This window comes from Dictyobacter sp. Z7_2 (assembly GCF_057551105.1).
This window is the reverse complement of the sequence record NZ_BAAJPE010000002.1, coordinates 1,392,130-1,403,834: the sequence shown is the minus strand read 5'-3', so window position 1 is coordinate 1,403,834 and position 11,705 is coordinate 1,392,130. Positions and strand designations below refer to the sequence as shown.

Sequence of the window (11,705 nt, the reverse complement as noted above, 5' to 3'; positions counted from 1 at the left end):
TTCCATACTTGGATATATAGAGTATGTTAGCGTAATAATCCATGCTGCTTTAGTAGGGATGTCAATGTCGTTGCAATCTGCTCCTGTATGGCACTATTCGCATAGCCAATCCAGGATACACCAGTTGTGACATCTAATGGTGCCGCCAGCGGTTGACCAGATGCGTCTGTGACGATGATACCTAGCTTGCGTGCTATGAGTTCGGTACAGAGATCATAAGGATGGCAGAAGAGGCCTGACGCCTGTCCTCGTGCCGCAAGGATCGGTTCCATGAGTGGACGTAGATCAGCAATCCAGCGGTCATGACCCATGATCAGTTCATAAAGTTGTCCGCCGCTACAGATATATTGGTCTTCAAATGCCTGAACCTCGCCCTGCTTGTTGGGTCCAAGGACATGCTGTACTAATTCGTCGTCGATTGCGGCAAGCTCTGTGCGTATGCCCGGGAAAAAGCGGGAGATATTTCCATAGCCCTGAGCAATCGTTTTTGATTGCGATGGCTTTGGTAGCAGTGGCGTATGCTCGCCAGTAATTCTGTTGTAACGTTCGCCCTGTGCTTCTTGATCGGCGATAGCCCAGAGACTATCACTGAGATGCTGTTTGATCAAAGGAATCTCTGTCTGAACGGCGAGTTCGATATTGGCCAGCGTGGTGGCAGCTCCGTGATTGGCGGCTACTCCCGTAAGAATCCAGGCGGCCCGCTTTTGATACATAATACCACGTGTGCCGTCGATGGGATCAATGATGATGACAAGTTCTGCCTGCATAGCATCGATAGTTGGCGGAAATACCTGTAAGCCATCCTCACCTAATCCCTCCGCGACCAGGAGAAAGGACCAGCGCTCGCTGAGCTGTGTGAAGTGGTGTAGTAATACCTCCTCGGAGACGCGATCAATGGCAAAGATGGTGTCTCCACCTTGCTCGGCGACAATGGTGCTGAGAGCATCTAACGAGCTGCGTTCACAGGTGGCAACGACTTCGTCGCGGATGGCTTCATGGATGTGACGAATCGCGAGCAGGAGTTCATTGACGTCACGAATCATTTTTTACCTCTGTTCCCGATAGTGGACAGTTGATTGTTTGAGTAATTCAGCAGCTTTTTCTTCTGGTAATGTATCACTTATGAAATTACCACCACCAATTTCTGGACCGGCTAAATATTTCAGCCTGCTAGGCTGTCGCAGGGGAGGGTGAAAGGCAATAAAAAAATGGAATGCGTCATAGGAGCCATCTACAGGGGCTTGATGGAGCACCATCACATAAGGAAAAGAGATATGCCATAGATTGTCAAAGCGGACGGTGATGCTCTTGAGGGCCTGCGCCAGCGATGCGATTTCAGGCTCGGTCAGATCTGAGACGTGGGCGACGCGGCGCTTGGGGGCGACATAGACTTCATATGCGTAGCGGGCAAAGTAGGGGACGAAAGCAATACTATAGTCATCTTCATAGAGGATACGCCGTCCATCGTGTTGCTCGGCGGCGATGATGGAACTGAAGAGTGGTTTTCCGGTCTCGCTCAGGTAGCGCTGACTGGCTAACAGCTCAGTCTCAATGGTTTTGAAAACGAAGTTGGTGGCATAGATCTGTCCATGTGGATGTGGATTAGAGACGCCGACCACATCTCCTTTGTTTTCGAAGAAAAGCAGATGTTTGATTCCTGGTTGCTGTCCAAGATCAACGGTTTGTGCCTGCCAGACACCAATAATCTCTGCGATGCTTTGTGCGGACATCTCGGCTACGGTGAGGTTATGATAAGGGCTATAGCAAATGACACGAGCAATTCCCTGGGCAGGGCGCGTGCGATAGGGAGATTCTGGCATGGGAGGATGCTCTGGTGCATCAGGTCCGACACAGGGATGATCATTATCAAAGACGTAGATGCTTTTATAATCGGGATTATGTGATCCAGAAACGCGATCGTTGCCCGGGCAGAGGTAGCAGTCTGCCTGATAGCTGGGAACAGTACTCTCCGTGATGGAGACTGTCTCGCCAGTCCAGGGACGATTTTGTCGATGCGCTGCTATGACAACCCACTCCTCGCGGAGTGGGTGCCAGCGCTCTTCCCAGTTAGCCTGCTTGGGAAAAGTTGACTCGCTCATTATAACTCTTACTCCTCAGTGTAACCATTGGGATGTGTGCTGTGCCATTTCCAGGCAGTGCGCACAATATCCTCTAAATTGTATTGTGGTTTCCAATCCAACTCGTTCTGAGCCTTGCTGCTATCGGCGTAGATAGCGACTGGATCACCGGGACGCCTCGGTTCAACATCTACCTGGAAATCTACTCCGCTGATGCGCTTGGATGTGTCAACAACCTCTTTGACACTGCTGCCTACGCCTGTGCCCAGGTTGTAGGCTGTGCTTTTGTTTGTTTTGACAAGCGATTCTAGCGCTTTGACATGCGCTGTAGCGAGGTCAAGCACATGAATATAGTCGCGAATGGCGGTACCATCAGGAGTTGGATAGTCCGTGCCAAAGATCTTGACCGAAGGAGATTTACCAACGGCGGCTTTCATGACGAGTGGAATCAGGTTCAGGGTTACGCTCCAGTCCTCGCCAATCTTATTGTCGAGTGAAGCCCCAGAAGCATTGAAATAGCGCAAACTGGTCGAGCGTAAGTTGGTGGTTTTATCGAACCAGCGTAATATTGTCTCAACCATTAGCTTGGTCTCTCCGTAGACGCTTTCTGGTCCGAATGGAGCATCTTCCAGGACGGGGAGCGACTTTGGAGTGCCAAAGACAGAACAGCTGGAAGAGAAAATGATGTAACGACAATCATGATGCAACATCGCTTCCAACAATGTTAGCGTGCCACTGACGTTGTTATGGAAGTATTTGGCGGGCTCACTCATTGACTCGCCAGGAGCTTTGTAGGCGGCGAAATGAATGACTGCTTCCGGTTTCTCTTGCCCAAAGATGGTATCAAGAGCAGCGGCATCATTAATGTCGGCAACGATAAGGCGAGTTCCAAGCAAAGAAGCTTGATTGCCCTTTTCTAATGAGTCGAGTACTACAACTTCATGGTCGCGAGCAAGCAGTTCGCGTACTGTATGTGAACCTATATAACCGGCACCACCGGCCACGAGCACTTTCACTTTATTGTTCCTCCAACCTTCTTTTCTCATCTCAACCAAAGTATACTGCACAAAACGTGTAGAGTCAATGCGCGTTCGTGCAAATTTGATGGTGGAAATCAGATATAGCCAGCAACGGTATGCTGATTTAAAAAGATGATACAGATGCAAAAGCGTAAGATATGTATCATCTGGATGATATCATAGAACCTAAATTGGGTGTGTATGTTTGCTGTAAAGAAATAGTAAGGTTTGTGTGGAAGAGTTTTATGGTAGGATACTTGCTTTAGATGAGGAGGGGGGAAAGGATCAGGCGACGGTGATTGTCACGTCTTTATCACGTAATTCCGCCAGGATGGCTTCTGACGCCTCGGAGTCTGTAATCAAGCAACTGATAGCTGTAATTGGAGCAATAGTATGCAATGCAACTTGCCCTAATTTTGTATGATCGGTTAAGACTATCGTCTGCTGTGCTCGCTGGATCGTCATGCGATGGGTAAGTGCTTCAAGCTGGTTAGGACCGGTCAGGCCGTATTCGGCACTGAGGCCCGTTACTCCCACAAAAGCTTTGGAGACATACATTTGTCCCAGACTTTGCTCGGCCATAGGACCAACCAGAGCAAAAAAGTCGGGCAGCAAAAATCCACCAGTAAGATTAAGGGTGAGGCCAGGCACATTGGCAAGTTCCATGGCGATATTGACAGCATTGGTGACTACTGTCAGGTTTGGTATCTGAGCTCGGCGGATGTTACGTGCCAGATGCGTTGTCGTGGTGCCGGGAGAGAGCGCAATGGTATCTCCTGGCTGGATCAGGTTCAACGCTGCTAGCGCGATACGGTTCTTTTCATCGATTAACTTGCCCATGTTCTTCTGAAAGGTGAGCTCATCGGCATACGTGCTGTACGACAAGCTATCCAGAGGCACGGCTCCGCCATGGACACGTCGCAATAAATTCTGTCGCTCCAATTTTTCGAGATCACGTCGGATGGTGGAGGAATTTACGCGGAGTCTTTGGCTTAAATCTTCTGCAAGAACACGCCCATTGGCCATCAGTTCTTGTAAAATAAAATCGGTTCGTTTTGTTGCTTCTGACATGTTTTTCCCAACTATGGAGATGTGTCGCAATTATATCTGCTCTCATTATAGATGTCAAGCGAATTCATGCAAAGCTTTAAAAGTCTTTTTTTATCATTCCTAAGCGCGGCAGGCGTTAAAGCGGTAGGAGAACGTGCGCAAAGGGTTTCTGTATTTTTTAGGTTGTGGTATTGTGGGTCATATCAGAGCATAAAAAAATTAGTTGAGTCTTTTTAATTTGTTTCATGTTACTTCAGGCCTATTATCGCGTTGTAACTGGACTAATGAGGGGATGTGTGGTATAGTGTAGCGTACACACCATGTCTATAATGGTTTTAGAAGTCAGAATGGCAATTCATTGAGCAATAATGCACCATTAACAGATTTAGAGAACCTGGAAAATGCACAAGGCTACCTGGGCTCTACCCCTGCGCCAGGCAAACTTCCACCACGTGGAGAGAGGTTGTGGGTTGATCGACCAGCACAGCTAGTCAATGCTGTAAACATGCTTAAAGTGTCTGGTGTGGTTGCGGTGGATGCCGAATTTACTCAGGTGCGTGTGCGTGCGCAAAATGACGCAGTTTCAAATATTCCTCGTCTCGCCCTCTTACAAATTGCAATTGAAAATCATTGTTTTATTGTAGATGCTTTACGATTACAAGATCTTTCTCCTTTAATGGAAGTTATGGGCAATCCCGATATTGCTGTGCTGTTACATGGCGCCGGAGCAGATATGCGCGTGATGGCAGAGCGTGGATTGCAGGTTGTTCATTATTACGATCTTGAAGCGACCAGCCGTTCAATTTTTGGACAGCATGAATCTTCCCTGGCTGCGATGCTGCGACGAGCGTTTAACTATCATCTGGATAAGAGCCTGCAACGTACGGATTGGACGCGTCGTCCTCTACCTCCTGCCATGGTGGCGTACGCGGCACGAGATGCCGAAGTAACGCTGGCACTGTATCATTGGTTAGATAGCCATTATCATGACATCCTCCAACTGCATGAATCGAATGGAGTGACTGATCAGGTAGCTGCCTGGATTGAGCCTTTTTTGCGTGGAAATTCAACTATGTCGCCGGAGATGGCGGTAGCCGAAGCGAAAGCGCAGGGCCAACTTCAGAATCGGGGGCAAGTAGCTGCTGATTGTCGGGATGCATTAGTCAATGTAAAGCATCCGATGCGCCGAAACCGCTTGATACGTTTGATTGCGGATCTCTCACTGACGCAATTGGTCGGCGATCTGGTGCCTTTGCTTCAGGCAGTGACCTCGGATGAGCGTGCGGCGAGCGCGAGAGCCCTGGGGCGTCTTGGCGTGAAGACAGCAGTGGAACCGATTACTGCACTCCTCAACGATCCTGTGCTGGATGTGCGGAAAGCGGCACAGACCGCGATCCATAATTTGACAAATAAAGAACTGCGTCAGTCTCGCCCTGCTTCTGCACGTGCCGCAGATGGTACACGTAGTTGGGTGGTTGAGAATGCGCAGTCATCAACAGATGATGATGATAATGGTTGGAAGTCACGTTTGCGTTCAATCATCGATGCATAAGAACGTATATGTACGTTATGGCTGCCGACGGGGAATCCTTGTGCCAATCCACACAAGTAAGAGTAAGCCCGTAATCGCACCTGTGCGGCGTATCCGTCGCATCCAACGTGCCTGTAACTGAGCGTCTCCAGCGGTCGGATGCAGCAAGCGTGTCGCTTTGCTGATAATGCTGTCTGTGGGTGGCCGCTTTTCGGCAGGGGCCGGACGCGGTATGACAATGATATCTCCCGCAGACTGCTTGATAACAGTGCCATTTGCTCCATTCACCTCGGAGGTGGATGGCGCTGGCTTGTGATCGTGCAGGTGCTCGGCGAGGCTTTGAAAATATTGTTGCATGTACAGTTTAATCGCACCCTTGATAAGCGCTGGCGCTAAGTGTGTACCCGTTTTATTAAATGTAAACGTGCCTTTATAAGCGATGATTGTTTTTCCTTCATGTTCATGCAGGTGGATGCTTCCGACTCCATGTAAGTTGGTTTTCCCATCGCTCGTAGCCGTCAAACGAAAATGATAGGGATACTGCTGTTCCGAAATAGTGATCTGTCCATGATGTGAGCCGGTAAAAGGAGCATTATCCATAGATACGGTGATATCGTACATATCTTTGCCGATAGATGAAATGCGCTTCACTCCTGGCAGTGTCCCCTTTAAGGTTTCCTGATCCGTCAGGTAATGCCAGACGTTAGCAGGAGTCGCCTGCAATGTGTATGTACCTTCAATGTTCATAAAAAAGTCCTTTACGATAGATGAGTTCTCGCAGTTACATGATATTAGTGCTGATAGCTGTCATTATAGGTGAGAAGTTTGGAGGGTGCAACACATAGCAGAATTTGCGGTATTTCTCCTAGTATTTTATCTGCTGATCTGTGAGGATACTGTATGCGGGAGAGACTACGGTATGAGTATCTAAGTGCTTGACCCCTGTGGCATTGTAGTGTATCCTTTTCCCACGAGGCGAGGTAAGACATCTTCTTCGACAACGTCTCAGGCAATAAAAAATGTCAGGGGAGAGCAAGCATCTGAGGCTTGTTTTTGTATCACCCTGGGTGTATACTGTCACGCGTATATTTGCGTGAAGAGGAAGTCGGGTTTTCGCCCCCCTCTATGAGGAGCTGAGTTAAAAATGAAAATTATTCTGTTACAAGATGTTGAAGGTTTGGGAAAAGCTGGCGACCTGAAAGAGGTCGCGAATGGTTATGCCCGTAACTACCTCTTGCCGAGCCATAAGGCTGCTGGAGCAACCCCAGGCTTGATCGCCAATCGCACACAGCGTATCGCTACTGAAAATCGTAGGGTGGAGAAGCAGGCTGAAGCTAACAAGCAGTTGGCTGAGCGCCTGGGTCAAGTCACACTGACCTTCAAAGCAAAAGTAGGCACGCAGGGACGTCTCTATGGCTCAATCACCAGCCAGGATATTGCGACCGCTTTACGTGATGCTGAGCAGGTTACCGTTGATCGTCGTGTGATTGACCTTCCCGATCCCATCCGCGCTCTGGGCACATTTACTATCCCAGTGAAGATTGCTTCTCAGCTTGAGCCAAAGATCACGGTCAATGTGGTCGATGAGTCAGGTAAAGCTGCTGCCAAGTAAGATGATCTAAGTGTAACTGGCCAGCGTAGTGAAAGATAGAGGTTACTCACCGAGTGTTTTGCGGCAAGCGGTTTGTAACCTCTATCGTTTTCTCATCTTTTAAATGGTCGCGAATTCAGTATCGACTATGGTGTGAGGAATGTGGGGTAAGAGATCTGAAGCCAGCAGGCCTGCCCGTCCCAGATGCATCTCTTTTGTAACCAGATCGGCCGCTGCTGTATGCAGATAGACTCCCGCGCTGGCCGCGTCAAATGGTTTTAAACCTTGAGCCAGAAAGCCTGAAATCATCCCAGCCAACACATCGCCCGTTCCTGCGGTCGCCAGAGCAGGGTTTCCCCACCAGTTGATGCGTGTACGCCCTTGCGGGTTTGTGATAATCGTACATGAGCCTTTGAGGACCAGATTGACACGCCATTTTTGTGCACTTGAGCGTGCCAGCTCTAAACGTTCGATGTTGCCACCTGATACTTTAATCCCTCCCACTAAACGACCCATCTCACCTGGATGCGGTGTAATCACTGTATTTTTCGGCAATAGCGTCCACCAGCGTTCCAGGGCTGAGAGATTATTTAATCCATCAGCATCGATCACCAGATGAGGACGTTTCTCCTCGGGCATGGAGCGCAGGTACTCTAACACCTGAAGGATGACCTCACGCGTGTTGGCTGATTGTCCCAGGCCGGGACCAATCAGGATTGTCTTATAGCCATCCAGCTTATCGGTCAGAGCCTGCGAACGTTTAAAACTCTCCGTGTCATCCTCGGGCAGAACAACAAACGTCGCTTCGTGAAACGAACTGGCATAAAATGGTAGCATTTTTTCGGTGACCGCCAGTGTAATCAATCCACCCCCCACACGTGCAGCAGCGATCCCGGCCAGATAGGCCGAGCCTGGATAGGGAAGCGATCCACATAATAGCATGACTTTGCCGAATGTGCCTTTGTTGCTATTTAAGGGACGTTTCGGTAAGAAGGGATAAATTTGTTTGCCACTGAGCATTTCTGTTGTAAGAGAGCTTTCTAGCTCGGGTGGGAGGCCAATATCTCCAATATAGAGTTCGCCAATATAGTCACGGCCCGGGAAGAAAAAGAAGCCTTGCTTGGGACAAGCCAGCGTGATGGTCGCGTCGGCTGCAATACCCCCAGGATCAACTTCGCCCGTATCAGCATTGAGGCCGCTGGGCAGATCAATGGCCACGATGCTCAGATCCTGGCGCTGCGTGCGTTCTTGTTTGACACGTGCTAACAGGGAGCGCATATCATCTGGCAGTGGCCGTGAGCGTCCAGTTCCTAAGAGCGCATCAATAATGTAGTCGGCCTCTTGTATCTGTGCCTCAAGCGTTGTGGCTGTATCCTGCTCGGCGCTAGTCTCGCCATTGATGGTCAGTTTGCGCTCTTTCCACGTATAAAGACTGATCAATGCACCGGCCTTCTGTAGGTGATCAGCCATGATCAGACCATCGCCACCATTATTGCCAGGACCAATCAGGTAGAGGATTTTTAGTCCTTTAAGGCTGCGGGCGTGAAGGAGATGGTCAGTAAAAAGATCAGCCGCACTTTTACCAGCATTGTGCATGAGTTTGGGTGAGGTTAAGCCATAGCGTTGCTCAGCTTGTGTCTCAAGTTCTCTCATTTCAGAAACGGTGACGATATGCATAGAACAATCCTCCAGGATACTTTATCGGTTTGTATCTTTCTCTCTGTATTGTACTAATTTAGTCATGGAATAGTGAAGAGGAAAAATGAGTAATTATTCTACTCGTATACCTAACACGTTGTGTGGCAATACACTAGGAACTGCCTCAGGGCTATGCTATACTGCAAGATATGAAAATAGCGCTCAAGATTACACCACAACGTAGTACACAGTACGCACATATGACAGCGATGCTGGCAACGCCAGAAGTTTTGTCGAGCCCGCTTGGCTCTATGGTACAGGATATACAGCCGATCACTCTGGCCGGACAGGAATTTTTGTTGACGACGCTTGAGGATACTGGTGATCAGGGCCTTGCCATGTTACGTGAACTGATTCCACGCCTGGGAGCAGTGAGTGAGGCGTACGAATATTTTGATGCATTGGGAGATATCGCGGGGCCGTTGCTGCGTCCCATTGAACCTCTCTTTACCCCTTTTGTGCCGCTTGAAATGGCCGAAGCTCGGCGCTACAAGGGAAAAACAAACGAAACGTTTACGCGTGTCCTGCTGAATACAGCCCTGTTTGCCAGCGAATATGCGCAATCTTTCAATGAGCGATTACGCATACTTGATCCGTTGGCTGGCGGCGGCACGACTCTTTTTCTGGCTCTGGCTTTGGGCTATGACGCGTTTGGCATTGAATTGACGCGACAAGATGTGGATACTACCGCCGTTTTTTTACGTCAATATTTAGAGAGTGAACATATTCACTTTAAAGAGACCGATGAGCGCGGGCGCCGGAGTGGACGACGCTATCAATTTGAAGTCGGGCGTAAGGGCAGTGCGCATCATTTTGTCCTGGTACATGGGGATACGCGTGAGGCGGCCTTGCATCTGCGCGAGGTTGCCGGTGGACCACGGATGCATGCTGTGGTTGGTGATCTGCCTTATGGTATTCAACATATTGGTGAAGTCTCTGCATTGCTGAGTAACGTATTACCTGTATGGGAACGGTTGCTTGTACCGGGTGGAGCTCTAGCGCTGGCCTGGAATGCGACACGTATTGAACGAGAGGCGATGGTGGCTTTATTTGAAGAACACACACATCTTCAAGTACGGAATGAGGCTCCCTATACGCAATATGCTCACCCGGTCGATCGTGTTATCAAGCGACGCGATATCATTGTAGCTGTAAAAGCGTAGCTGCTCTCTTATAATTTATGTAATGCCGGGTGGCTTCGCATATAATAGTAGAGGTTTATGATCTGAGTACTAGCGAGATGTGTAAGCTGCCATGCTGATAACGTTCGCTTTCTGAATAAAGGATATGTATGCGTAATCTCCCAAATATATTGAGTATCAGCCGTCTGATCGCCACCGTCGCGGTTTTTGCTTTAATTTTACTCAATCAACAGTGGGCATTCGCGGTGGCGACAGTGCTCTTTTTTCTCGCGTCGGTTACCGATTATCTGGATGGATATCTGGCTCGACGTTTTAAGGTCGTCTCGTCGCTGGGGGTGTTTCTGGATTTAACGGCCGATAAGGTGTTTGTGTCTGCTGTGATGATTGCACTGCTGCCACTCAATCTGATACCTGCCTGGGTCGTTTTTATCGTGGTCACACGTGAGTTTATGGTGTCTGGCTTGCGTTCTATCGCTGCGGCGAAGGGCAAAGTTATACCTGCCGGGATGTGGGGGAAGCAGAAAACTTTTATCACGCTGGTTGCCTTAGGTGCTCTCCTTTTAGCCAAAGGCCTGGGGGCGCATCAACTCTCACTCTTCCCGCCCATGCTTTCCTTTAATAGTCAGACCGTTAATGGAGCAGAGATCCTGTTGCTGGTAGCCGATGGGTTGATTATCCTTGCCACCATCTGGACTATCTTCTCTGGCGTTGAATATCTCATTGGTGGCTGGCCTCTCTTACGTGCTAGCGACGATAGCAGCACAAAGTAAGGATGATGCAGTCTAGCAAGCAGATACGGGCGAGAAGAGTACTGCTCTTCTCGCTTTTATGTGGGACTGGTGGCGGGCTCTTCTACTTTCTGACCTAACTTACGCTCTGTTCCGGCTAAGAGGCGCCCGATGTTATCACGATGAAAAAGGATCACAAGCCCGGGGCCAATGATAAGATAGAGCATTTCTGGCAGGCTGATAGCTGCAAAGAAGCCTGGCTGTATTTGCCCAAGCGTATAGAAAAGAATGCCACACACAATCGACGTAGTAGCCCCGACGATCGAGCCAAGCGAGACGTATCTCCAAATGCTAATAGTTCCAAATGTAGTAATTGCCGCAATCAAAAATGTAAATGGGGAGCAGATAAGTATCACTCCGGCACCAGTAAGTACGCCTCGTCCACCCTTGAAGCCAATAAATATCGGAAAGCAATGCCCCAATAATGCTGCAAGACCTGCCACAAGAATTCCCCAGCCAGCAGCTTGAAATAAGGGTACATTGATTGCCAGGAGTGCGGGGCCGATACCTTTCGAGAGATCGATAACCAGGACAATTAGCGCAGGACCAATTCCCAACGTACGTTGTACATTTGTCGCACCAATTTTTTGACTGCCATGATCACGAATATCGTAATCCTTACCGCGTAGCAACTGGCCTATCCAATAGCCAGATGGTATAGAGCCCCACAGGTAGGCGACAAGCGCCGTGATAAAAAGTGATCCGATGATACTAGACATCGATGTCTCCTTTATGTGATGTACTTGCCATGCTTGCCACATTATAAACTGCTTCAGATCAATTGGCTAGTGCATGAAGACGCTGACAT

Annotated in this window: 11 protein-coding genes; 4 read left to right on the top strand and 7 right to left on the bottom strand. The window is 49.0% G+C overall.

The genetic code is table 11. The features are described from left to right. Positions 1–26: 26 nt before the first annotated feature. From AC27N8_RS19225 to AC27N8_RS19210, 4 genes are all read right to left on the bottom strand, one after another. Positions 27–1,043 (bottom strand): inositol monophosphatase, encoded by a 1,017-nt coding sequence (locus AC27N8_RS19225; protein WP_487069010.1) that lies wholly within the window; start codon positions 1,041–1,043, stop codon positions 27–29. Between the two features lie 3 nt (positions 1,044–1,046). Beyond that, positions 1,047–2,099, bottom strand: a complete 1,053-nt coding sequence (galT, locus tag AC27N8_RS19220) for a galactose-1-phosphate uridylyltransferase (protein WP_487069009.1) — start codon at positions 2,097–2,099, stop codon at positions 1,047–1,049. A gap of 8 nt (positions 2,100–2,107) precedes the next feature. After that, positions 2,108–3,094 (bottom strand): UDP-glucose 4-epimerase GalE, encoded by a 987-nt coding sequence (galE, locus tag AC27N8_RS19215; RefSeq protein WP_487069008.1) that lies wholly within the window; start codon positions 3,092–3,094, stop codon positions 2,108–2,110. 288 nt (positions 3,095–3,382) lie between these two features. Further along, the gene (locus AC27N8_RS19210) at positions 3,383–4,168 is read right to left on the bottom strand and encodes a DeoR/GlpR family DNA-binding transcription regulator (RefSeq protein WP_487069007.1); all 786 of its coding nucleotides are present in this window, start codon (positions 4,166–4,168) and stop codon (positions 3,383–3,385) included. Positions 4,169–4,505: 337 nt separating this feature from the next. On the opposite strand from AC27N8_RS19210, the gene AC27N8_RS19205 reads away from it, so the two are divergent. Then, positions 4,506–5,699, top strand: coding sequence for a hypothetical protein (locus AC27N8_RS19205; protein ID WP_487069006.1), 1,194 nt, complete (start codon positions 4,506–4,508; stop codon positions 5,697–5,699). Between the two features lie 15 nt (positions 5,700–5,714). On the opposite strand, the gene AC27N8_RS19200 is transcribed toward AC27N8_RS19205, so the two are convergent. Further along, positions 5,715–6,425, bottom strand: coding sequence for an SRPBCC family protein (locus AC27N8_RS19200; protein ID WP_487069005.1), 711 nt, complete (start codon positions 6,423–6,425; stop codon positions 5,715–5,717). Positions 6,426–6,822: 397 nt separating this feature from the next. Between AC27N8_RS19200 and rplI the strand changes: the two genes are divergently transcribed. Further along, positions 6,823–7,290 (top strand): 50S ribosomal protein L9, encoded by a 468-nt coding sequence (rplI, locus tag AC27N8_RS19195; RefSeq protein ID WP_487069004.1) that lies wholly within the window; start codon positions 6,823–6,825, stop codon positions 7,288–7,290. 99 nt (positions 7,291–7,389) lie between these two features. Here the strand turns inward: rplI and AC27N8_RS19190 are convergent, their stop codons facing one another. Further along, positions 7,390–8,946 carry an NAD(P)H-hydrate dehydratase gene (locus tag AC27N8_RS19190; RefSeq protein ID WP_487069003.1) on the bottom strand — a complete coding sequence of 519 codons (1,557 nt, stop codon included), beginning with the start codon at positions 8,944–8,946 and terminating at the stop codon, positions 7,390–7,392. Positions 8,947–9,116: 170 nt separating this feature from the next. On the opposite strand from AC27N8_RS19190, the gene AC27N8_RS19185 reads away from it, so the two are divergent. Continuing rightward, positions 9,117–10,130 carry a TRM11 family SAM-dependent methyltransferase gene (locus AC27N8_RS19185; RefSeq protein WP_487069002.1) on the top strand — a complete coding sequence of 338 codons (1,014 nt, stop codon included), beginning with the start codon at positions 9,117–9,119 and terminating at the stop codon, positions 10,128–10,130. A gap of 128 nt (positions 10,131–10,258) precedes the next feature. Further along, positions 10,259–10,879: a CDP-diacylglycerol--glycerol-3-phosphate 3-phosphatidyltransferase gene (pgsA, locus tag AC27N8_RS19180; RefSeq protein WP_487069001.1), complete on the top strand. Its 621-nt coding sequence runs from the start codon at positions 10,259–10,261 to the stop codon at positions 10,877–10,879. Positions 10,880–10,935: 56 nt separating this feature from the next. Here pgsA and plsY read toward each other — a convergent pair whose 3' ends face one another. Beyond that, positions 10,936–11,616, bottom strand: coding sequence for a glycerol-3-phosphate 1-O-acyltransferase PlsY (plsY, locus tag AC27N8_RS19175; protein WP_487069000.1), 681 nt, complete (start codon positions 11,614–11,616; stop codon positions 10,936–10,938). Between the last annotated feature and the right edge of the window lie 89 nt (positions 11,617–11,705).